Here is a 22,740-nt window from a genome sequence, read left to right as displayed (position 1 = left end):
CTGGTGCGAATCGACCGGCTGGAGTGCTCGCAGGTGCGGACTCGTCGCCATGGCGGGTTGTGGTGGCGGCGCTTCGCATTCCGATTCGTGTCTGGTCAACTGACTCGGTATACGGTACATTGGATACCGTATGCTAATCGATTAATTCTGGAGGAACCTTGGTTGATCGATCTGGCTCCGACGACCTGCTGCGTGTCGGCTTGTTCTGGCCGACGTCGCGCACGGTCTTCCCGACCGCCTATGTGTGTGAGCAGAACCCTGAGGCGCTGGACCTTGCGGCCCAACAGCGACTCGCTGTCGAGACCGAGGCGGCGGGATTCGACTTCGGCGTCCTCGCCGATGCCTACGGAACGGTCTCGGAGGAGTCGTCGCGCATCGGCCATCATGATCCGTCCATCCACGCCGTGTTGTGGGCGATGGCCCTGTTCTCGGTGACGTCGAGGATGGGACTGATCTCGACCATGCATCCGACGTTCATCGACGCCATCGATCTCGCCCAGTACGGCGCTCAACTCGACTATGTCAGCAACGGGAGATGGGGCTGGAACGTCACCACGGGCTACCGGCCGGATGAGCCACGGCTCTTCGGTGCTGACGGCATCGCTGACCACGACGAGCGATACGGGATTGCCGAAGAGGCCGTGGTCACGGTCCGCAGGCTCTGGGCCGAGGACCGTCCACAAGTCGAGCAACGGGGCACGTACGTGCGTCTGAGCGGTCGACTTCCCGGCCCGGGGCCGGCGACTCCCGGGGGACCGGCGATGGTCAATGCCGGTGCTTCCGACCAGGGTCTGCGCCTCGCGGGTCGCTACTGCGACTACCTGTTCGCCCCGGTGGTGGACCATGCCCACCTCGAGCGGCTCGACCAGCGGATGCGGGAAGAGGCCGCGAACGCGGGCCGCGACAGCAGCGCGAAGGTCCTCGCCGGCGTTCGCTGCCTGCTTCGCGATGACCCGCAGGAGGCGCGAGACGAGTGGGAGGTCGTGAAGGCGTCGATGGATGCCTCCAAGGAGCTCAACGTTTTCGCCAAGACGATCGCGCAGGGAAGCAAGGGTGCCGCGTACGCGACCAACAGTGGGCGTGGGGCGCTACAGGCCGAGAGGAAGGAGGGTGCCTTGAATCCGCTTGTCGGAACCCCTGAGACGGTGGCCGAGGAGCTGATCGAGCTCTATCACGACCATGGCTATCGGGGCATTCTGGTCAACACGCCGTACTGGACCGCCGGAGAGATGCCGCGCTACGGGCGGATGTTCGCGCGCCTGCAAGAGGCGGGCGTCTGGCAGCCGATCTCTCAGAGGAGCTCGCTGTGGTGACAGGTCCCGACACCGTGGAGAACACAGCGACGTCACCCGACCTCCAGGCTCGGATCGATGCGGCCGTGGCGGTCCGGTGGGAGCAGCCGCCCGTCGTCCAGCCTTCCCGCCGCGCGACGCTCGCCGGCCAGGAGTCGACGTTCAAGATCGGAGCCTTGTGGCGCGCCGACCTGGCGGGCGGTGCCGGCGGCGCCGTCGGGCCGGGGGTCGACCCGGGCCGACTTGAGTGGACGCGGCACGTGGAGTCGGCGAAGGCGCTCGAGCGCGCCGGTATCGACTACGTGCTGCTGACCGACGGATTCGCTGCCGGGGGATCCGCGGAGCGCGGACTGCGTTCGGTGCTCTGGGCGGTCCCGGTCATCCTTGCCACGGAGCGGCTCGGGGTGGTCACCGTGCTGCGCACCAACTTCACGGCGCCCACCCATGTCGCCCGATTCGGCGCACACCTGGACTGGTTGTCGCAGGGTCGCTGGGGTTGGTGCGTCGCCACGGGCAGGGGGGACGAGGCCGCCCGACTCTACGGCCTGGACGAGGAACCGTCGGTGGAGGCGCAGGTCGACAGGGCCGCGGAGGTGGTCGCGGCGGTCGAAGCCATCTGGCAGGGCGGCGAGCGGGGTGTCGAGTTCGACGGTCGGCATGTCCGGGTCCATGGACGCTCCAAACGACCGTTCCCCACGCAGCTTCCTCGTCCGCCGATCTTCGGAGTCGGCGATTCCGCGGCGGCCCGGTCCCTGGCTGGGGCGAGCCTGGATGTGTGGATCGCCGAGGACCCCAGCCCTGATGCGCTTGTCTCGGCCCGGGCCTCCCTCGCTGAGGGTGCGCAGCGGGCGGGTCGTGCGGCACCTCGGATCCATCTGCGGACCTCGCTCGTTCCCGGTGAGGCGGGCGACTCGGACACGGTGCTTCGTGCCTTGGCGACCCGGGTTCGTGACCTTGCCACCGACAAGCTCATCGACGGTCTCCTGCTGGACCTGCCGGCCGGCGACGCGGTCGCGGGCGAGCGGGTGCGGGCTCTGGTCGACATGCTGGCCGAGCTCGGCGTCGCCGACGACTACGTCGCGCGCACCGGCAGCTGGTGAGCAGGCGCGCAGCGCGATCAGGAAGCTCCGAAGTCCGCTAGACGTCGAGCGACCTCCTCGACACCCAGCACGTCCGCGTACTTCTGGTCCATGTCGAACAGGTTCATCGCGTGCGACGCCTCGGTGCGGTCGAAGACGCACTCCTCCGGAATGACGACCTTGAAGGCGTGAGAGGCCGCGTCGAGGACCGTCGCGCGGATGCATCCGCTGGTGCTGTTGCCGCAGACGACGAGCGTGTCGACACCGAAGCGGATGAGTGACGGCAGCAGGGGAGTGCCGAAGAACGCGCTGGGAGCGGCCTTCTGGATGTGCAGCTCGTCGGGCCGTGGCGTGAGGGCATCGACGATCCTCCATCCGGCCTCGGGCTCGTGGTGATCGCGCGCGAAGGTCACGTCGGGACGGCGCTGGTACGTGAGGAAGTCCCACGGGCTGTTGATGCCGGAAATCGTCGAGACGTGAACGACGGGGAGACCGATCCGGCGAACGAGATCGAGCAGGGTCGCAGTGGCGTCGATTCCGGCCCAGGCCTCGTGGCCCATGCTGAAGACCTGGTCCCGCATGGTCGCGAGGATGTCCTCGCCCCGCGGCCCCACCGTCTTGTTGATGTTGTCGACGATGACCAGCGCCGGTCGGGAGCCGAAGCCCATGCGCGGTCGCCGGGGAAACCGCTCCAGCCACTGCCGATCACGGTCGGACAAGAACTGGTCCCAGATTCGTTCCATGGGTTCGTCTCCTAATAGGCGAGTTTCTCGCCGTACACGGTATACGGAAATGTGATGGGACTGCTCTTGTTGTGCTCATCACATACCGTATACGGTATGCGAACTATTCGGACGAAGGGCCCCTAGTAAAGGGAACGCGACGCCGTCCGAGCGGTCGTCGCCGTAGTTGGGTGCGTGCGGGCCGCGCCGGCCTCGCCCGATTGAATAAATGGAGGAAAAGTGATCGGCAAAACGCGCAGCCTTCAGGGCGCTGCCAAGCGTTCCCTGGCGGCCCTGGCACTGGTGGCTACGGCCGCCTTGGCGGGGTGCGGCGACGACAACGGAGCCGGCGACAAGGGCGGCCTCACCGGTGAGCCCATCAAGGTCGGTGTGATACACACGCTGACCGGACCTCTCTCCGCGGACTCCGCGTCCGGTGCCGAGGTGTCGAAGGCATGGGCATCCTGGGTCAACAAGCACGGTGGCCTCAAGGGGCGCCCGATCGAGCTTGTGATCAAGGACGACCAGGGCAACACCGCCCTGTCGGCCAAGTACATCAACGAGCTCGTCAACGTGGACAAGGTCGTTGCCGTCGTGGGCTCGAACGCCCAGGGTTCCGGCGAGAGCACTTGGGCGCCGGCGCTGGAGAAGGCCGGCGTGCCCTTCGTCGGCGGCAACGGATCCAACATGAACTCGATGCTCTCGCCGGTGTACTTCCCGACCTCGGCGAACCTGATCGCGCTGTTCTACGGCACGGCCGAGGCCGCGAGCAAGAACGGCGACAAAATGGCGCAGCTCTACTGCGCGGGCTCGGCAACCTGCAAAACGACCGTCGACCTGCTCAACACGCTCGGTGGGCCGTTGGGGGTCAAGGTCGCCTACTCCAGTGCCGTGGACGGGTCCCTCCCCGACTTCACCGCACTCTGTCAGTCAGTCAAGGGCTCCGGAGCGAAGAGCTTCTCCGTCAGCCTTACCTCCGACGTCGCCAAGCGGTTCGCGGAGCAGTGCGAGACCCAGGGCCTTGACATCCCGATGATTTCGCAGACCGCGAGTGGTCGGCTGGCCGGTCAGTCCGGGTTCAACAACGTCCAGTTCGTCGACGCACGATTCCCGTTCTTCGACGAGTCGACGCCGGCTACCAAGGAGTTCCATGACGCGATTCGGGAGTTCGCTCCCAAACTGGGAAGCAAGGAAAAGCCGCTGAACTTCATCGACCCGGGCGTCTGGGTCTCCGGCAAGCTCTTCGAGGCCGCTGTCAACGCTGCCCCCGATGGCCCGATCACCTCCGACAGCGTCAAGAAGGGTCTCTACGCCCTCAAGGACGAGACGCTCGGCGGCCTCACCGGACCGCTGAACTTCAAGCCCGGCGAGCCGTTCCTGAACAACTGCTACTACACGTACTCGTTGAAGGACGGCAAGTTCAGCACGCCTGACGGTGTGAAGCCGAAGTGTGCGCCCGCCGACCAGATCGCGAAGATCGTCGCCTCTCTCAAGGGCTAGTGCGCTGCCCTTAGGACGGCCACCGCCGTGGAGCCTGTTCGCTCGCAGACTCATCGGATCGCACCACCAGATGATAGAGGGCCGAAATGCGCAGCAGTGGTCGTCTCGAGGCCAAGGTGTCCATCGTCACCGGCGCCGCACGAGGAATCGGCGCGGCAACCGCAAGGCTGTTCGTCGCGGAGGGGGCGTCGGTCGTGATCGCCGACGTCCTCCGCGACGAGGGTGTCGCCCTGGCGGAGGAATTGGGGCCCGCAGCCGCCTACACCGATCTCGATGTCACCCAGCCGGCCGCGTGGGAACGGGCGGTTCGGTTCTGCACCGATGCGTTCGGCCCTCCGGACATCCTGGTGGCGAACGCCGGCGTCAACTGTCCCAAGCTGATCGCGGACCTGACCGCCGACGACCTCACGCGGGTGTTCCAGGTCAACGTGATCGGCGCCTTCCTGGGCATCAAGACCGTCGCGCCGGTGATGCAGCACAAGGGTGGCGGGTCGATCGTCGTGATGTCCTCGGCGGCGAGCGACACCGGCATCGCCGCGCACGCCGCCTACGGCACCAGCAAGGCCGCCAACGCATCCCTCGCCCGGAACGCGGCGGTCGAGTATGCCGGCACCGGGATCAGGATCAACTCCATCCACCCCGGTGGCGTCGACACCGACATGAGCCGCAGTCCGGAGTTCGAAGCCATCGATAAGGACGCCTGGTACGGCGGTCTCCCGATCCCTCGCATCGGCCTGGCCGAGGAGGTCGCCCAGGCAGCCCTCTTCCTCGCCTCCGATGCGAGCTCCTACACCACCGGTAGTCGGGTCATCGTCGATGGTGGCCAGCTTGCCGGTCCGGTCGCAGTGCTGTGAAGAGAGCGGCAGCACGGAGGTCGTGTCCACGGCCTCGGCCTAACCCTGAGAAGGGCCGATTCGCGATGAATCGGCATCCACACGCGAACCTGAGGGGACGACGACCTTGATACCCTTTCTCATTGCCGGCTTGACGCTCGGCTCTGCCTATGCCGTGAGTGGGGTCGGGCTCGTCCTCACCTATCGAACATCGGGCCTGTTCAATTTTGCCCATGGGGCGTTGGCCACGGCGGCCGCGTATCTGTTCTATTTCCTGCATGTGCAGCAGGGTTGGTCGTGGCAGTTGTCCGCGGTCGTCTGTGTGCTGATCGCGGCACCGTTGCTCGGTCTGGCTTTGGAACTCGTGGCTCGGCGGCTTGAGGGTCAGAGTCTCGTGATGCGGGTGACGGCCACGATCGGCATCCTGTTGATGGTTCAGGCGATCGCGGTCATCATCTGGGGTCACGAGGTCCGTTACGTGCCCAAGTTCCTGCCCACCGATCCGATCCATGTCGGTGGTGCTGTGGTGACCACCGATCAGGTGATCGTGATAGGCACCGGGCTGGTGGCTACCACTGTTCTCTACCTGTTCCTGCGGTACGCCCGGATGGGTTTGGCGATGCGGGCGGTCGTTCAGGATCCGTCGCTGCTCGACATCGCCGGCATGCGTCCGACGGTCGTGCGTCGTACCGCCTGGGTGATCGGTTCTGTGTTTGCGTCTGTGTCGGGCCTGTTGATCGTGCCGTTCATCGCTCTTGATGCGACGACTCTCACGTTCCTGGTGATCGCGTCGTTTGGTGCGGCGGCGATCGGTCAGTTCCGTAGTCTGCCGGGGACCTATGCCGGTGCGCTCGTCATCGGAGTCGCGGCTGCCTTCGCGACGAAGTGGTTCACGACCGGGCTGTCGGCGGGGCTCTCGGCTGCGCTGCCGTTCCTGATTCTGTTCCTGGTGCTTCTGGTCTCTCCGCGCCGTCATCTTGCCGATGCGGCACCCTTGCTGCCTCGTGCTGCGGCGGCGTGGAAGGGGCCCTGGCAGGTGCAGGTCGGGTTCGGTGCGGTGCTGCTGGTGGTTCTTCTCTTCGTGCCCCAGTTCGCGGGTCTGCACCTGACGGACTGGTCACGGACCCTGGCGATGGTGATCGTCTTCCTGTCGCTCGGGCTGCTCGTGCGTACCTCCGGTCAGGTTTCGCTGTGTCATGTCAGTTTCATGGCGATCGGGGCGTGCACCCTGTCCAGGCTGATGGTGGTTCATGGCTGGCCCTGGCTGGCCGCGGTTCTCGTGGCCGGGCTGATCGCGGTGCCGATCGGGGCACTGCTTGCGATTCCCGCCATGCGGCTCTCGGGCCTCTACCTGGCACTGGCGACGTTCGGTTTCGGGCTGATGCTCCAGTACATCATGTATGGCAGCGGGTACATGTTCGGGAAGATGGGAGTCGGCGTTCACGTGCCGCGTCCGGACTTCGCCGCGGTGGGTCTGCCCGACACGGACACGACGTACTACTACTTCGTCCTGTTGCTGGCGGTGCTGACGCTGCTGCTGGTCCTGGCGATCGTGGGTGGACGTCTGGGGCGGTTGCTTCGGGCGCTGGCTGACAGTTCGGTGGGCCTGTCGGCCAGCGGAACGTCCATTCATCTGACTCGTCTGCTGGTGTTCTGTATCTCGGCGTTCCTGGCCGCCATCGGTGGTGTCCTGGAGGCGGGCGGGCTGGGGATCGCCACGGAGACGGCGTACATGCCGCTCATGTCGCTGACCCTGTTCTGTCTGATCATCATCAACCTGGGTAACGCACCTTGGTATGCGCTCGGCGCCGCGATGGGTAGTACCTTGATCCCGTCGTATTGGAGTGACGCCTCCGCGACCGCCTGGCTGCAGCTCGGTTTCGGGCTCGGCGCGCTCGGTTACACGCTGAAGCGGGTACAGGATGCCGGTGACACGCCGGAGTCGCTGCGTCGATTCCTCGACGGCATCTTCCGCAAGCCGAAGACCTCGGTGCGTCGTACGACGACTGCCGTCGCGGCGCCGGTGCTGCAAGCGGAGCCCGCGACCTTCGAGCTCAACGACCTGCGGGTCCAGTTCGGCGGCCTGGCCGCGGTCGACGGCGTCTCCCTGACCGCGAGGACCGGTGTCATCACCGGGCTCATCGGGCCGAACGGGGCGGGAAAGACGACGATTTTCAACGTGGCCTCCGGCTTCCTGCGGCCGTCGCGTGGCCGGGTGTTCTTCCAGCACAAGGACGTGACGCGCTTCGGGGTCGCCAGGCGCGCCCGTAACGGCATCGGCCGCACCTTCCAGCGCATGGAGCTGTTCGACAGCCTCACCGTGCGCGAGAACGTGGCGCTCGGGTACGAGGCCAGGTTCGCCGGCACCAGGATCCTCAGTCACCTGTTGGGGTCCCGCGCGGTCAGGGAGAAGGCGCTGGCCTCCGCGGACGCAGCTCTGGCCATGTGCCACATCGAAAACCTGGCCGAGTTGACCCCGGGTGGCCTCTCCACCGGTCAACGCCGACTGGTGGAGCTGGCTCGATGCCTGGCCGGGCCGTTCAAGATCTTGCTCCTCGACGAACCGTCCTCCGGACTCGATCGTGCCGAGACGGCGCAGTTCGGCGAGATCCTGCAACGTGTCGTCGCCGAGCGAGGAGTGGGGATCCTGCTCGTCGAGCACGACATCGCGCTGGTGTCGGAGATCTGCGAGTACATCTACGTAATCGACTTCGGCAAGCTGATCTACCAGGGCGACGCCGCCGACGTGATCGGCTCGCCGATCGTTCGGGCGGCCTACCTCGGGGACGAGTTGGAGACCGCATCGGCGACCGAGAAGGTTGCCGAGTCCGCGAGTGCGACGGAGACGGTGTGATGACAGCTGAGTCCGCAACAACGGTGAAGCATGGTGCCGCCCTCCCGGAGGCTGCCCTCGAACTGCACTCGGTGAGTGGGGGATACGGAGGCACGGCAGTCCTGCATGACGTGTCCTTCACGGTCCCGCGTGGCCAGATCGTGGCCCTGCTGGGCCCGAACGGTGCGGGCAAGACGACGCTCCTGCGCACCGCCAGCGGTCTGCTCAGGCCGGCCGCCGGCACGATCGCCGTCAACGGCGCCGATCTGACAACGGCCTCTCCGGCACGCCGGGCGAAGGCCGGCCTCTGCCTGATTCCGGAGGGTCGGGGGATCTGGCGATCGCTCACCGTTCGGGAGAACCTCCGCCTTCAGGTCCCGAAGTGGGCCACGGCGGACCGCATCGACGAAGTGATCGAGACGTTCCCGATCCTTCGTCACCGGCTCCACCAGGTCGCAGGGACGATGTCAGGCGGTGAGCAGCAGATGCTCGCGCTGTCCCGCGCGTTCCTCTCGCAGGCCAACATCGTCCTGCTGGACGAGGTGTCGATGGGCCTGGCGCCCCGGATCGTCGATGAGATCTTCCAGGTGCTCCAGAAGCTGGCCGCCACGGGTGCGGCGTTGCTGCTGGTCGAGCAGTACGTGACCCGCGCGCTGGCCATGGCGGACCGGGTGGTGATGCTGCACCGCGGGGCGGTGGCGTTCGACGGCCTGCCCTCCGAGCTCGACGAGGACGCGATCGTGCGCGGCTACCTGGGAGTGGGCGCAGCGCCCGGCGAGGACGTGTAGCGAACGCACTGCCCCACCAGTCGACGTGGACTGACGCCACGGGCCGGGCCTGGACCTCATCCAGCCCCTGCCCCTGGCTTCACATGCCCGCACCCGAGGCGAGAACGGGAGAATCCCATGCCAGAACCGTCGGAACTGCTTCTGCTCGGCGGCCGAATCCTCACCATGGCCGACGGGCCGAGCTACAGCGCGGACTCCATCGCAATCAGTGACGGCACCATTCGCGCCGTGGGACGTCGAGAGGACGTCGTACCGGCGGTGTCCCCCGGGGCGCGCGTCGTCGAACTGGCCGGCCGGGTGGTGACGCCGGGCCTGGTCGACACCCACACGCACCTCGGTGCGACCGCGACAGGGTCGTCGTTCGTGGACTGCCGCGACTTCTACCGTCCGATCAAAACCGTGGACGACCTCCTGGAGATCCTGCGCGCGGAGTCGGACTCGGCTCCCGATCAAGAGCTCCTGCACGTGATGGCGAGTCCCATGCAGGAGTTCCGTTTGCAGGAGCGCCGGCTGCCCACGCTTGCGGAGCTCGACGACGCCGTCCCCGGCCGGGCGGTCGCCGTCAGGTTCGGTGGTCACATCAGCGTGGTCAACTCGCAGACCCTGAAGCTGCTCGAGATCTCCGACTCCACACCGGACCCGGCGGGGGGCTTCATCGCCCGTGACCGGCGGGGCCGAGCGACCGGCGTCCTCCACGAGCGGGCACAGCTTCCGCTGCGCCCCTACTTCCTGGAGGGCAGCTTCGAGGAGTACAAGACCTCGATCGAGAGCCACCTGCTGGGGGCCGCAGCCCGCGGGGTGACCGCCATCCACGAGATGGTGACGAACGCCCGGGAGATCCGTGCCTACCAGGAGCTGGAGCGCGAGGGGCGGCTGCCGCTGCGGGTCGACCTGATCGTGCGCGTCATCGAGTCTGAGATCTCCAAGTGGGCGGTTCTGGAGCTCGGCCTCCAGGGTGGCTTCGGCAGCGACATGCTGCGGTTCGCGGGGATCAAGATGAGCATCGACGGCGGGTTCACCGGCCGCATGTCGGCCTGGACGCCGATCGACGGCGAGCCCTGCGGCAACCACCCGGTGATTCGCATCGAGCAGGACGAGCTCGACGAGGTGGTCGCCGCCTACCACGACGCCGGGATCCGCATCTGTGTCCACGCCATCGGCGATCGAGCCGCGGACATGGTGCTGCACAGCTACGAGAAGGCTCTCATCGGGGACGACAGCCGAGATCTGCGGCACCGCATCGAGCACATGGGGAACTGGCTCATGGACGAGACCAGGATCCGTCGGACGAAGGCTCTCGGTGTGACACCCGTTCCGAACCCGGCCTTCATGTACTACTTGGCGAACGAGGCGAACCAGACCCTGGGCTCCCCTCGCACCGAGGGGTCCTTCCCGTTCCGCCAGCTCCTCGATGCCGGCTTCGACCTGACGTTCGGTGCCGACTCTCCCATCTACTGGCCGATCGACCCGCTCCGCGACGCTGCCGTCGCGATCTCGAGGCGAGCGATCGACGGCACCGAGGTGGCACTCGATCAGGCCATCACCAACTACGAGTCGTTGACGGCGGTGACGGCCAGCTCGGCGTGGCTGGGCTTCTCGGAGCGGACCTCGGGAACGATCGAGGCCGGAAAGTTCGCCGACCTCGCGGTCTTCTCCGGCGACCCGCTGACCGCCGACGGCGACACGCTGCGGTCGATGCCCATCGTCGCCACCTACGTGGGTGGGCGAGAGGTCTGGTCCGCGCCCACGCCGACACCCGGACATGACAGGGCCTGACATGCCCACTGCGAGCAGCGGAACTCAGGAGGTAATAGACCCAGTGCGTAACCTTGCCATCGGCGTCGACGTCGGCGGGACGTTCACCGACGTCACCATCGCGGACCTCGCCTCCGGACAGTCCTGGAGCTGTAAGACGGCGACGACACCGCACAACCCGTCACAGGGGTTCCTGGTCGCGGTCGACCAGGCGATGGCCCTCGCCGGAGCGCACCCCGGCGAGGTGGCGCGGATCGTCCATGGGACCACGACCGCCACCAACGCCATCCTCGAAGCACGAGGGGCCCCCACCGGCCTGGTCACCACCAAGGGCTTCCGTCACGTGCTGGAGATCGGGCGGCATGACGTCCCCCGTGGCTCGAACATCTACACCTGGATCAAGCCGGCGCGTCCGGTCGCTCCGGAGCTGGTCCGCGAGGTCGCCGAACGCACGCTTGCGTCGGGGGCCGTGCTGCGTGACCTGGACGAGGAGGACTGCCGCCAGGCCGCCCTCTTCTACCGGTCACGGGGCATCGATGCCATCGCCATCTGCTTCCTCAACTCCTACGCCAATCCCACGCACGAGCGGCGGGCGCGAGACGTCATGGCGGAGGTCCATCCCGAGGCGTGGTACTCACTGTCCTCGACGGTGCTGCCCGTGTTCCGCGAGTACGAGCGATCGATGGCCACCGTACTGAACGGCTACGTGATGCCGGCCGTCAGCAGCTACATCGGCCAGCTCAGAGACGAGCTGAAGGCGCGATCGATCGAGGCGCCGCTCTACATCATGAAGTCGAACGGCGGGGTGATCAGTGCCGAGACCGCGATGGAGCAGCCCATCCTCACCGCGCTGTCCGGACCGGCGGCCGGCGTCGTCGGCGCGGGCAAGGTGGGACGCGACGCCCACTTCGACGGGCTGATCTCGATCGATGTCGGCGGTACCAGTGCCGACGTGAGCCTGATCAGGGAGGGCGTGCCCGCGTCGACCACCGAGGGTCAGATCGGCAGCTGGCCGCTTGCCACGCCGATGATCGACATTCACACGATCGGCGCGGGCGGGGGCAGCATCGCCTCGGTCACCGACTCGGGGAACCTGGTGGTGGGACCCGCCAGCGCCGGGGCTGTTCCCGGACCCGCCTGCTATGGGCGGGGCGGAGTGCTGCCAACGGTCACCGACGCCAACCTGGTGCTGGGGCGCCTGCCGCGCAGTCTTGCCGGCGGCAGTCTCCAGTTGGATGTCGCGGCCTCCGTCGACGCGATCCAGGAGCATGTCGCGGGGCCACTCGGGATCAGCGTGGAAGAGGCCGCGATCGGCATTCTCGACATCGTGAACGAGAGTATGGCGGGGGCCATCCGTGTGCTCACGGTGGAGCGGGGCATCGACCCCAGAGCCTTTGCACTGATCGGCTTCGGCGGCGCGGGACCGCTGCAGACCTCACCGATCGCGCGACTGCTGGACATCCCGTTCGTGGTTCTGCCGGAGAGCCCTGGCGTGCTCTCCACGTTGGGTCTCATCGCCAGCGACATCCGAAACGACTTCGCCAGCTCCAGCGTGGCGGCGGATCCTCTCGATGATGCCGTGGCGAAGCGGTTCCACGAGCTCGATGCCGATGCCCGGGCCTGGCTCGAAGGGGAAGGCGTCCCCCGGGAGCGCCAGATCGTGCAGTGGTCGGCCGATCTTCGCTACCAGAACCAGCAGTTCGAGATCACGGTCCCGGTCGAGATCGGACCGTTCGATCTGGAGCAGCGTGTGGGCATGGTGGAGACCTTCCATGCTGAGCATCGGCGCCTGTACACCTATGACTCACCTACCTCCCCGGTCGAGGTGGTGACCCTGCGCACCGCGGCGATCGGCAGGTTGGGCGGCGAGCTGGCCGCCTTGCGCGCGAAACCGGGCGCGAAGGGCCCCGTTGCGAGCGGCACGCGCTCGGTCTACTTCCGTGAGACCGACGGGTACGTCGACTGCCCCACCTTTGAGCGCGCCCGGCTCTCGCCGCACGACGAGTTCTCAGGTCCGGCCGTCATCGACCAGATGGACACGACCACGGTCGTTCTCCCGGGCCAGACCGCACGGGTCGACGACACGGGCAACATCATCATTCAGAACTTGAGCGGCCGCGGATGACCAGCACGAGACGAGGAGGACATTCGATGAGTGGCAACACGACGTCAGGTCTCGACGCGGTGACGCTGGGCCTCGTCAGGGGTGTCTTGGCCTCGGCGGTGGCCGAGATCGAGACGCTTATCGAACGCACGAGCATGTCTCCCTTCATCAACGAGAAGAAGGACTACGACGCGGGGTTCACCGACGCTCGCGGCAGGGCGCTGCTGTTGCGCAACCCCGTGGGCGCGAACAAAGTGGAGGCGCTGCTCGACAGCTACCCCCCGGAGACCATGCAGCACGGCGACATCTACTGGTACAACGACTGCTACGGCTCCCACGGCGGCGTTACGCACTCGCCGGACCTGGTCTTCATCTCGCCCGCATTCGCCGGCGACACGCTGGTGGGCTTCTGCGAAGTGTTCGGGCACTTCTGGGACATCGGCGGGATGCGGCCGGGGAGCCTGTCCCCGGATGCGACCGAGATCTTCCAGGAGGGGATCATCGTCCCGCCGGTTCGCGTGTTCCGCGGCGGCCAGTGGAACGAGGACCTGATCAGACTCTTCGTCCGCAACTCCCGGTTCCCGGAGATGCTCGAAGGCGACATCCGGGCGATGACGGCGGCCGTCCAGATGGGGGTGACCCGTCTGGTGGAGGCGGCCGAGCGGTTCGGGGCGGAGACGCTCCGTCAGGCGATGGACACGTTCCTCTCGCAGACGACCGAGGCCCTGCGTGCCCGAGTCCGCGAGGTGCTGCCGCAAGGAACGCTCCGCTTCGCCGAGCCGATCGAGACCAGCTCGGCCGACGGTCCACATTGGATCCGGCTGGAAGTGCAGCGGGACGGTGACTCGGTCAGGTTGGATCTCACCGAGAGCAGCGACCAGTCGCTGGGACCGGCGAACTTCCTCATGCACACGTCCGTGCCCCCACTGGCGCTCGCTCAGTCCGTGCTGCCTCAGGACTCCTCGATCGTCTTCAACGGCGGCGCCGCGGACATCGCCGATGTCGTCCAGCTGCGAGAGGGCTCCATCGTCCAGCCCCGCTTCCCGGCGGCTCTCGGGAGCCGGGGCTCGGCCTGGCAGCGCTTCGCCTCGGCGATCCAGGGCGTGCTCGCACTTGCCACCGACGGCGACTCCACCGCGGCATCGGCGAACTACTGCCTTTACATGCTGCGGTCGTTCGATCCCGCCACCGGCCGCTGGCTGCTGGTCACCGACGGAATGGCGTCTGGGCGAGGCGCTAGGCCGTACGCCGACGGCTCGGACGCGATCTATCACGTGGGGCAGAAGAACTACCCGATCGAGTACATCGAGATGTCCTACCCCGTGCGGTTGGAGGAGTACTCCATCCACCCCGACTCGGGTGGCCCCGGACTCCACCGTGGCGGCTGCGGGGTCATGCGTGAGTTCACCTTCCTGCGCCCCGCGGGCCAGATCGCCATCCGGATCGACAACGTGCAGTTCCCGCCGTGGGGTGTTTCCGGCGGAATGGCTGGGCGGCCCGGTTCGGTAACGATCAACCCCGGAACGCCCCAGGCGAGAGAGCTCCAACCGATGAGCGACGGGAACGCCGTCGAAGAGGGTGACGTCATCCGGATCCTGACGAGCGGGGGAGGGGGCTGGGGCGATCCCTTCATGCGTGGGCCCGACCTGGTCAGACAGGACGTTCTCGGCGGTTTCGTCAGCGTGACAGGCGCCCGACGGGACTACGGCGTGGTGCTGGACCCGCAGACGTTTGACGTCGACATCGCCCTCACCAAGGAGCTGAGGAGCGGCGAGCGCTCGCACAAGCTGTTCCACCGCGACGGCTACGTGGACGAGATCTGGTAGGCCGCTCTGCTGACCCGGTGCATCTGGCTTGGAACAAACCGACGTTGTCGAAGAAGGAGTTGAAATGGGCAGACTCGCCAACCGCATCGGCGTGGTGACCGGCGCCGCACAGGGTATCGGTCGAGCCATCGCGATCAGTCTTGCCGAGGAGGGCGCCGATGTCGTGCTTGGCGACATCGATTCCCAGGGCCTGCAGGAGACCGCTCGAGCTGTCTCCGCGCTCGGCCGGCAGGCTCGCACGGTCGTCGGCGACTCGACGGAGGCGGAGGTCGCGAACGCGCTCGTCGATGTCGCGGTGCAGGATCTGGGGCGCATCGACATCCTGGTCAACAACGTCGGCGGGGCGAGGGTCGGAAAGATCTGGGAATTCTCCGACGAGGACTGGGACTTCGTGATCCGGCTCAACCTCCGCAGCATGTTCTGCTGCACACGGGCCGCGACGCCCCACATGATCGCTCAGCGCTCCGGGCGGATCATCAGCATCTCTTCGGGTGCGCGGCACGGATCGCCGTGGCAGTCGTATTACCTCGGCGCATCCGCCTACTCGACGTCGAAGGCGGGTATCCATGGCTTCACCCGTGATGTGGCGCTCGAGCTATCGGAGTACGGCATCAACGTGAACGCCGTCGCCCCGGGGCCGATCTTGACCGAGCGTGGGCGCGAGTACTTCAGCGCCCACGAGCAGGACGAGTACAGCGCCAAGAAGATGACCCCCCTGCGACGGTACGGCGAGGTGAAGGAGATCTCCGACGTCGTGACGTTCCTGGCGTCGGACGAGGCGTCCTACATCACCGGACAGACCATCGACGTCAACGGCGGCCGCTGAGCGCCAGATCCTGCGGGCCGCCCGGACTCATCGGCAGTCCGGGCGGCACGCGCTCGTGCTGGTCGGGCGTACTTGGGTTTAGCGCGCTGCGTGATCCGCGGCGAAGCCGACGGGACCGCGAGGACCACCGAGGTGCGGTATCACGTGTTCCCCAACGAGCCGGATGAGCTTGTCCTTATCGCCGCTCGCGCCGATGCACAGGATGTTGTCGACCCCCCTATTGCGCAGCTGAGCGATCCTGTCGAGCCAGTCAGAGGGTGCGCCGACGACACCGATGCGGTCGGCCAGATACTCGCGCAGCTCGTCGCTGACCAGGCCGCGGTTCGGGTTGTCGGCGTCCGTGCGGAGATGCGCTGACATGTCGTAGCGCTCGCCCAGCTCTCGCAGACCGGCGCGGTAGCGCTCGGGCACGTCGGTCAGGCCCGGGTCGTGTCGTGCCAGGTTCGCGCCGGCGGCGGCCATCGAGACGTCGCTCTCGGCGTGGGCCTCCGCCGCAGTGGTGCCGATGCTGGTGCGTGCGTACCACCACAGTTGCAGGTCCTCGAGACGGCGTCCCGACCTTCGCGCGCCAGCCGCGACCCACTCGCGCGCCCGAGCGACGAGCTTCTCGCTGAGTCCTGTCTCAATGATGACGCCGTCTGCGTACTCCCCGGCCGTCTCCAACGCTCGTGGCCCGGACCCGCAGACGACGATCGGGACCGGCGCTGCTTCCCAGGACAGTCGCAACGGCTCGCCCCGGTGGAGAACCTCCTCGCGTGACCACAGCGCACGCAGAGCCTGCAGGTGCTCGCGCAACTCGTTGATGCGCGCGGGGCGTCGGGCACGCCCCGTCCCGATGCCGACGAAGACCCGTCCTGGGGCAAGCTCGGCCACCGAGGAGAACGCGCTGGCCACGACGAGCGGATCGCGATGATGGGGTGTGGTGATGGTGGTGCCGATCGAGCAGTGAGCGGTGGCGTGGGCGAGCTCCGCCAGCGAGACGAAGGTGTCGCGCATGTGCTCGGGGTTGTCGCCGACGGAGACGAAGGTGAAGCCCGCCTCTTCCGCGGCGGCGCCTTGTCGGCGTAGTTCGCCGACACCGGTCGAGTTGAGCTGGACCCCGATGCCGAACGGGCCGTCAGCAACGTGCGAAGCTGTCACGGCAGCCCCCTTGTGATCTACATACAACAGGTAGGTGGGCGAAGCTGCGCCGGACGCGCTGGATCCAGCACCTCGCGGCGAGTTGTGGCTGTCCATCGTGGCTAGCGATGTCCGCAGATTTCCCTGAATGTAACTGCCGCAGTGCTCTGAGTTGACGTCGTGAGACCCTTGTCACCGGAAAGTATCCCGTATACCGTTTGCCTGTGAGTTGAATCGGAACGACAGGTCGACTGTCGGCTGAGGCGTATGAATCTGGTCCGCACCCGTGACCGGGAGGGCCATTAATCGATCAATGCCGATGGGAGGGGTCGGGCACGTGAGCGGAACCGTTGAAGACCGAATCCACGTGCAGGTCGAGCGTGGGCTGCTGGACCTCGTCAGGACCAACCCCCACATCCTGTGCGGCAACGGCTCCGGCGGGTCGATCGCCCGGGCGGATCCGGACGTCGGCCTGGCCGTCGCCATCTGCCACAACCGGATGTTCCGCAGCAATCCTCCGCTCCCGCCCGAGGGGCACCCGTTCACTGAGCTCGGGAACGTGGCTCGCAGCCTCGTCGCGTAGAGAGCGGACCCGCCGTTCGCGCACCCCCGACGTAGCGAGAGGCCGAAATCGCACATGGCAACATCCAAAGGCCGGCAGCACGATGCAGCGCTCGATGAGCTCGACTGCACCGCGGGCCTGGCCTATCTGACCGGCTCCGACATCCTGCTGCGGCTCCCGGCCATCCAGCGCAAGCTGGATCTCATCGCCGGGCACAACACCAAGGGGTACGTCAGCGGCTATCCCGGCTCGCCCCTCAGCGGGCTGGACTCGATGCTGCGCCGGGAGCAGCGGCGCCTCAGCGCCCTCGGCGTCGAGTTCGACGCCGCGGTGAACGAGGACCTGGCCGCGACCGCCCTGTGGGGAACGCAGAACCTCGACGTCGGTGGCGTCACCACGCCGTACGACGGGGTCTTCGGCATGTGGTACGGCAAGGGGCCCGGCGTCGAGCGCTCCACCGACCCGATGCGCACCGCTAGCTACTTCGGCACTGCCCAGTACGGCGGCGTACTCGCGCTGGCGGGCGACGACCACGACGCCCGAAGCACGGTGACCGCCCAGCAGAGCGAGACGCTGTTCCTCCACATGGGCATGCCCATCCTCAGTCCCGCCACCCTGCAGGAGTTCCTGCAGTACGGGCTTGCCGGCTGGGCGCTCTCACGCTACAGCAAGCTCTGGGTAGGCATGATCTGCCTCAACGACCTGGCCGATGCGGCCGCGACCGTCGACCTCGGCGCGCTGCCGACCTTCATCGACCCGGGCGACCGGGGGGCGCCGCCGATCCAGCTGGGCAAGAGCCTGCTGGAGATCGAGCATGACATCCGGCACCTCCGGGTGCCGGCGGCGCAGCGGTTCGCTCGACTCAATCAGCTTGATCGCGTCGCTGTCGGTGCCGACTCGCCCCATCGCAAGATCGGCATCGTCGTCGGCGGCAAGGCCTACCTCGACGTGATCGACGCGCTCGCCCGGCTGGGTCTGTCCGAGGAGCAGGCCGCGCAGGCGGGAATCGCCGTCTACAAGGTCGGCATGCTCTGGCCGCTGGAGGACCAGGGTGCGCTGGAGTTCATGCGCGGCCGCGACGAGGTCATCGTGATCGAGGCCAAGCACCCGCTCATCGAGGACCAGCTGAACCGGATCTCGAACCGACTCCCGTCCGGCCAGCGGCCGCTCATCGTCGGCAAGACGGACGAGCGCGGCCTGCGCCTGGTGCCCGAGACCGGCGGGCTCGACGCGGAGATCGTCGCTACCGTGCTGCGGACGCGGCTGCGCCGCGCGAAGGTCGAGCTGCCGGGAGTGCGGGCGGCGCCGACCGAGGTTCGTACGACGCTGAGCATCACCCCGGTGAGCAACGGGCTCGTCCGGGCCGCGGGATTCTGCTCGGGATGCCCGCACAACACCTCGACGCGCGTGCCCGCAGGCGAGATGAACCTCGGCGGCACCGGCTGTCATGCCATGGCCACCATGCGGCAGATGACCGGTCGTCAGACCGAGATCCTGCACCACATGGGCGGCGAGGGCGCCATGTGGATCGGGATGTCGAAGTTCGCCGACCGCGACCACATGTTCCAGAACGTAGGGGACGGAACATTTGCCCACTCGGCGTCCCTCGCGCTGCGCGGCGCCGTCGCGGCAGGCGTGGACATCACCTACAAGATCCTGGTCAACGGCTTCATCTCGATGACCGGCGGCCAGGAGATCCCCGGTCAGCAGGACACGCCGCAGATCTGCCGGCAGGCGCTCGCCGAGGGCGCCTCGAAAGTCGTGGTGGTCACCGAGAACCCCGCTCGGGTCCGCCGCCTCGGCTCGCTGCCGCGCGGCGTGAAGGTCGTGCACCGTCGCAAGTTCTTGCAGGTCGAGGCTGAGCTGGCCAAGGTGCGAGGCGTCAGCGTGCTGATCTACGACCAGGAGTGCGCGGCCGAGCTGCGCCGCATGCGCAAGCGCGGCAAGGCCGTCGACCCCGACAAGCGCACCTATATCAACACCGAGGTCTGCGAGGGCTGCGGTGACTGCAACACGGTCTCGAACTGCATCTCGGTGGAGCCGGTCGAGACGTCACTCGGACGCAAGCGTCGCATCGACCAGTCGTCGTGCAACAAGGACTTCAGCTGCGTCGACGGCTACTGCCCCAGCTTCGTGACGCTCTACGGCGCCACCCCACGCAAGCGCAGCGTCGCAGGCCTGTCCTCGCTCGCCGGGGTCGACCTACCGGACCCGGTCGTCTCGGCCGGGAAGGACACCTACAACATCGTCGTCGGCGGCATCGGTGGCAGCGGTGTGCTGACCATCGGCGCGATCCTCGGGCGCGCGGCCTCCATCGAGGGCCGGTGCGTCTCGGTGCTGAACGAGACCGGCATGGCGCAAAAGAATGGCAACGTCCAGAGCCACGTCCGGATCAGCGCGCTGCCGACGGCGCAACTGTCCCCGCGCATCGCTGCCGGGGACGCCGATCTGGTCATCGGCGGTGACATCGTCGTCGCCTCGGCGCCTGCCACGCTCGCGCTCTACAGTCAGCAGACCACGAGCGCCGTGGTGAACCGGGACGTCAAGCCGACCGTCGCCTTCGCCGACAACCCCGACCTCGACCTCGCGGGCAACCGCATGGTCGACACTCTGAAGGCGGCCACCGACGGACGGCTGGATCTGGTTGACGCCAACCGTATCGCGGTCATGGCGTTCGGCGACGAGATCTACGCCAACGTGCTCCTGATCGGTTTCGCCGCCCAGCGGGGGCTCCTGCCGCTGAGCGTCACCTCCATCGCGTCGGCGATCGAGCTCAACGGCGCGAGCGTCGAGAAGAACCTGCAGGCCCTGCGTCTCGGCCGGCTGCTCGCGGTGGGGGAGGAGTCGGTGACCCACCTGCTCGCCCAAGTCGAGCCGTCCGCCGAGGAAGGGCTCGCGCAGTCGGTGGCGCAGCTCGTCGCCGACCGTCGGGAGAGGCTGGTGCGCTACCAGAACGAGGCCTACGCCCAGCGTTACCTCGCCCTCGTGGAGCAAGCGCGCGCCGCCGACGACCGGCTCGGACGTGCCGACGGTGACCTGTCCAGGGCGGTCGCGACGTACTTCTACAAGCTCATGGCCTACAAGGACGAGTACGAGGTTGCTCGGATGTACACCGACCCGGACTTCAAGCGCGGTCTTCGCGAGGAGTTCGAGGGTGACTTCAAGATCAAGCTGAACCTCGCCCCCCAGATCTTCAACCCGCGCGACCCCCTGAGTGGACGTGCGCGCAAGTGGGAGATCCCGTTCTGGGCGTTGCAGCAGCCGTTCAAGGTGATGGCCGCGATGCGCCGACTGCGCGGCACCAAGTTCGACGTTTTCGGCCTGACCGAGCACCGCCGCGCCGAGCGCCGACGGATCGACGAGTACGAGCGGCTGCTGACCGGCCTGCTTCGGGATCTCAACGACGCCCGCTACGAGACCGTGGTCGACATCGCGGCCGCCCCCGAGTTGATCCGCGGCTACGACTCGGTCAAGGACGCGTCGGCGCAGCGCGCTGGGCAGGCCGTCGAGGGCTACCTGCGCGAGCTCGACGCGTCGGCGCTCAGCGGCGCGGGCGGGAAATGAAGGGATGGACATGACGAGGGAACAGGGGAGTCGGAAGTGACGGCGTGACGACCAGCTTCGCGGTCGAGTCGACGGCCCGGGCCGCCTACGAGCGCAACTACCACGTCGTCGTGGTGTCCGACGCGATCGGCGACCTCGACGCGGCTGCCCACGAGAACAGCCTTACCCGGATCTTCCCCAACCTCGGCGAGGTGGGCACCGTCGACGACGTGCTCGCCCGGCTCTGATCAGACCGGCGCTGCTCGACGGCTCGGATCCGCAGTACATCACCTCGAACGACGCTTACGACGAGGAAGGGCACCTCATGTTCATCCTGGAGACCGAAACCATCCCCTGGGAGCCGGTGAAAGCCAACACCCGCACCGGCAAGATCACGCGCAAGTTCATCCGCGAGAGCGAGCTCGCGAAGGGCGTCGGCTACACCTGCGACCTCGTCCACTACCACCGTGGTGATGAAGTGTTCACCGCTCCGCGGCACCGGCACGACTTCGACCAGATCCGGCTCACCATCGAGGGCACCACCGACTACGGCCACCAGCAGATCGCTGAGCCGGGCGACGTGGCATTCTTTCCCGCCGGTGCCTACTACGGACCCGAGCGGTTCGAGGAGGCGGAGATCTTCCTGATCCAGTGGAGCAAGACCTGGATCACCCGCGAGCAGAACGACGCCGCATACAGGGCGCTGTCCGAGAAGGGCACCTTCAAGGACGGCTTCTACGTGACGACCGACGAGAATGGCAACGAGGTGCGCAAGGACGGCGCCAACGCCGTCTTCGAAGCGATCTACGAGCGGCCGATGGTGATCCCGACGCCGAAGTACGCGACGCCGATCATCATGCACCCCGATGCCTATCAGTGGCAGTCGGCCGGCGAGAACGCCGAGATCAAGGACCTGGGCCACTTCACCGAGGGCGACATCGGGGTCACCTCACACCAGTGGGAGGCCGGCGGCACGATCGATCTGACCCCGGAGCGGACGTTCATCGTCTGGGTCGCCTCGGGCTCGGTGGAGATCGAGGGTCGTACCGTTGGCGCCCGCACGCTGATCTTCTCCGATGCCACCGAGACCCACCAACTGGTCGGTGTCGAGGCGGGCACCGCGACCATCCTGCGGATGCCGATCTCGGCGTAGCGGCCGTAGCGCGAGCGACCCGAACACGCGGATTGTGATCGCGGCACAAGCGGATACCCACACGAAGTGGGAGAGGAACATGCCCAAGGTGACCTTCGTCCAGGCCGACGGAGCGTCGGCGACCTATGACTTCGCTGTCGGCAAATCGCTGATGCTGGCGGCACAGTCCCATGGGGTCGACGGGATCCTCGGCGAGTGCTAGGCCTTTGTGTTGTGGACATGTGTCCACGGCGACAACGAGGCCTATCGTGCGGCGGTGATTTGTTCTCGGAGAATGTCGCCATGGCCGGCGTGACGGGCGAAATCCTCGATCAGGAGCAGGTAGATAAACCGCAGGCTGACATCGCCAGCGCGGGGGTGCGCCTTGGTGTCGTCGAGTTCGAAGTCGGCGGCGATCACGCGGGAACGCCCGCTGGCGCGCTCGAATTCGGCGATCACGTCGGCCAGCGTTTCGCCGTCGGCGACAACGAAACTGCCGTCGCCACCGGTGGCGTGGCCGTCGCATGCGGATTCGTCCAGGCTGAGCAGGGTGCGTTGGAACCAGATGCGCTCGGCGGCGGCGGCGTGTTTGATCAGCCCGATCGGTGTGGTGAGTGAGGCGACCAGGCGTCGCCGCGCGTCGGTTTCGGATAGTCCTCGCGCGGTGTCGATGAGCGCTTGCCGGTTGCGGTCGAGCATGTGCTCCAACATGAGACGTTCGGGTCCAGTGGTCATTCGGGGCAGCATGGGCATTGGTCGTTCAGCTTTCTGGGTCGGTGGGACATTGACGGAACCAGGCCATAGGCGTGTGTCCGAGCAGCATGGG

At 67.1% G+C, this 22,740-nt stretch carries 18 protein-coding genes; 15 read left to right on the top strand and 3 right to left on the bottom strand.

The features are described 5' to 3' along the window. Positions 1-158 precede the first annotated feature (158 nt). Positions 159-1,313 (top strand): LLM class flavin-dependent oxidoreductase, encoded by a 1,155-nt coding sequence (locus Dfulv_RS35225; RefSeq protein ID WP_259858146.1) that lies wholly within the window; start codon positions 159-161, stop codon positions 1,311-1,313. After that, entirely contained in the window at positions 1,307-2,392 is a 1,086-nt protein-coding gene (locus Dfulv_RS35220) for an LLM class flavin-dependent oxidoreductase (RefSeq protein WP_259858145.1), read from the top strand. The genes Dfulv_RS35225 and Dfulv_RS35220 overlap by 7 nt, the downstream gene beginning before the upstream one ends. Before the next feature lie 17 nt (positions 2,393-2,409). Here the strand turns inward: Dfulv_RS35220 and Dfulv_RS35215 are convergent, their stop codons facing one another. Then, positions 2,410-3,114, bottom strand: coding sequence for an isochorismatase family protein (locus tag Dfulv_RS35215; protein ID WP_259858144.1), 705 nt, complete (start codon positions 3,112-3,114; stop codon positions 2,410-2,412). Between the two features lie 219 nt (positions 3,115-3,333). Here Dfulv_RS35215 and Dfulv_RS35210 point away from each other — a divergent pair, with 219 nt between their 5' ends. The 8 genes from Dfulv_RS35210 (at position 3,334) to Dfulv_RS35175 (ending at position 15,558) form a co-directional block, all read left to right on the top strand. After that, the gene (locus tag Dfulv_RS35210) at positions 3,334-4,593 is read left to right on the top strand and encodes an ABC transporter substrate-binding protein (protein WP_259858143.1); all 1,260 of its coding nucleotides are present in this window, start codon (positions 3,334-3,336) and stop codon (positions 4,591-4,593) included. Positions 4,594-4,679: 86 nt separating this feature from the next. Then, a complete protein-coding gene (locus tag Dfulv_RS35205) occupies positions 4,680-5,447 on the top strand; it encodes an SDR family NAD(P)-dependent oxidoreductase (protein ID WP_259858142.1) in 768 nt (255 codons plus the stop codon). A gap of 130 nt (positions 5,448-5,577) precedes the next feature. Then, positions 5,578-8,280, top strand: coding sequence for a branched-chain amino acid ABC transporter permease/ATP-binding protein (locus tag Dfulv_RS35200; RefSeq protein ID WP_259858141.1), 2,703 nt, complete (start codon positions 5,578-5,580; stop codon positions 8,278-8,280). After that, positions 8,280-9,047, top strand: coding sequence for an ABC transporter ATP-binding protein (locus Dfulv_RS35195; RefSeq protein ID WP_259858139.1), 768 nt, complete (start codon positions 8,280-8,282; stop codon positions 9,045-9,047). The genes Dfulv_RS35200 and Dfulv_RS35195 overlap by 1 nt, the downstream gene beginning before the upstream one ends. Before the next feature lie 117 nt (positions 9,048-9,164). Further along, positions 9,165-10,823 (top strand): amidohydrolase, encoded by a 1,659-nt coding sequence (locus tag Dfulv_RS35190; RefSeq protein ID WP_259858138.1) that lies wholly within the window; start codon positions 9,165-9,167, stop codon positions 10,821-10,823. 43 nt (positions 10,824-10,866) lie between these two features. Continuing rightward, entirely contained in the window at positions 10,867-12,927 is a 2,061-nt protein-coding gene (locus tag Dfulv_RS35185) for a hydantoinase/oxoprolinase family protein (RefSeq protein ID WP_259858137.1), read from the top strand. A 26-nt stretch (positions 12,928-12,953) separates the two neighbouring features. Beyond that, on the top strand, positions 12,954-14,732 hold the full coding sequence (locus Dfulv_RS35180) for a hydantoinase B/oxoprolinase family protein (protein WP_259858136.1): 1,779 nt from the start codon (positions 12,954-12,956) through the stop codon (positions 14,730-14,732). A gap of 28 nt (positions 14,733-14,760) precedes the next feature. Then, positions 14,761-15,558 (top strand): SDR family NAD(P)-dependent oxidoreductase, encoded by a 798-nt coding sequence (locus tag Dfulv_RS35175; protein WP_259858135.1) that lies wholly within the window; start codon positions 14,761-14,763, stop codon positions 15,556-15,558. Between the two features lie 78 nt (positions 15,559-15,636). Here Dfulv_RS35175 and Dfulv_RS35170 read toward each other — a convergent pair whose 3' ends face one another. Further along, entirely contained in the window at positions 15,637-16,794 is a 1,158-nt protein-coding gene (locus Dfulv_RS35170) for an LLM class flavin-dependent oxidoreductase (protein WP_259858134.1), read from the bottom strand. A gap of 220 nt (positions 16,795-17,014) precedes the next feature. On the opposite strand from Dfulv_RS35170, the gene Dfulv_RS35165 reads away from it, so the two are divergent. The 5 genes from Dfulv_RS35165 to Dfulv_RS35145 all read left to right on the top strand — a co-directional run bounded on the left by Dfulv_RS35165 (position 17,015) and on the right by Dfulv_RS35145 (position 22,137). Next, on the top strand, positions 17,015-17,260 hold the full coding sequence (locus Dfulv_RS35165) for a hypothetical protein (protein WP_259858133.1): 246 nt from the start codon (positions 17,015-17,017) through the stop codon (positions 17,258-17,260). Positions 17,261-17,314: 54 nt separating this feature from the next. Then, positions 17,315-20,803, top strand: coding sequence for an indolepyruvate ferredoxin oxidoreductase family protein (locus Dfulv_RS35160; RefSeq protein WP_259858132.1), 3,489 nt, complete (start codon positions 17,315-17,317; stop codon positions 20,801-20,803). A 44-nt stretch (positions 20,804-20,847) separates the two neighbouring features. Beyond that, entirely contained in the window at positions 20,848-21,030 is a 183-nt protein-coding gene (locus Dfulv_RS35155; protein ID WP_259858131.1) for a cysteine hydrolase, read from the top strand. A gap of 77 nt (positions 21,031-21,107) precedes the next feature. Further along, positions 21,108-21,935 (top strand): cupin domain-containing protein, encoded by an 828-nt coding sequence (locus tag Dfulv_RS35150; RefSeq protein ID WP_259858130.1) that lies wholly within the window; start codon positions 21,108-21,110, stop codon positions 21,933-21,935. A 79-nt stretch (positions 21,936-22,014) separates the two neighbouring features. Further along, complete coding sequence (locus Dfulv_RS35145; RefSeq protein WP_259858129.1) at positions 22,015-22,137, top strand: 2Fe-2S iron-sulfur cluster-binding family protein; 123 nt, start codon at positions 22,015-22,017, stop codon at positions 22,135-22,137. A 41-nt stretch (positions 22,138-22,178) separates the two neighbouring features. On the opposite strand, the gene Dfulv_RS35140 is transcribed toward Dfulv_RS35145, so the two are convergent. Beyond that, entirely contained in the window at positions 22,179-22,613 is a 435-nt protein-coding gene (locus Dfulv_RS35140; RefSeq protein ID WP_259858128.1) for a DinB family protein, read from the bottom strand. Positions 22,614-22,740: the final 127 nt, after the last annotated feature.

The sequence above is a fragment of the Dactylosporangium fulvum genome (assembly GCF_025137375.1).
Lineage (GTDB): Bacteria > Actinomycetota > Actinomycetes > Mycobacteriales > Micromonosporaceae > Dactylosporangium > Dactylosporangium fulvum.
This window is presented reverse-complemented; position numbering and strand designations above follow the sequence as displayed.

Coding starts and splice junctions, on each gene's coding strand:
- Dfulv_RS35160 (WP_259858132.1), top strand. CDS start 17,315: ATGGCAACATCCAAAGGCCGGCAGCACGATGCAGCGCTCGATGAGCTC.
- Dfulv_RS35150 (WP_259858130.1), top strand. CDS start 21,108: ATGTTCATCCTGGAGACCGAAACCATCCCCTGGGAGCCGGTGAAAGCC.
- Dfulv_RS35215 (WP_259858144.1), bottom strand. CDS start 3,114: ATGGAACGAATCTGGGACCAGTTCTTGTCCGACCGTGATCGGCAGTGG.
- Dfulv_RS35180 (WP_259858136.1), top strand. CDS start 12,954: ATGAGTGGCAACACGACGTCAGGTCTCGACGCGGTGACGCTGGGCCTC.
- Dfulv_RS35145 (WP_259858129.1), top strand. CDS start 22,015: ATGCCCAAGGTGACCTTCGTCCAGGCCGACGGAGCGTCGGCGACCTAT.
- Dfulv_RS35195 (WP_259858139.1), top strand. CDS start 8,280: ATGACAGCTGAGTCCGCAACAACGGTGAAGCATGGTGCCGCCCTCCCG.
- Dfulv_RS35170 (WP_259858134.1), bottom strand. CDS start 16,794: ATGGACAGCCACAACTCGCCGCGAGGTGCTGGATCCAGCGCGTCCGGC.
- Dfulv_RS35205 (WP_259858142.1), top strand. CDS start 4,680: ATGCGCAGCAGTGGTCGTCTCGAGGCCAAGGTGTCCATCGTCACCGGC.
- Dfulv_RS35140 (WP_259858128.1), bottom strand. CDS start 22,613: ATGCTCGACCGCAACCGGCAAGCGCTCATCGACACCGCGCGAGGACTA.
- Dfulv_RS35190 (WP_259858138.1), top strand. CDS start 9,165: ATGCCAGAACCGTCGGAACTGCTTCTGCTCGGCGGCCGAATCCTCACC.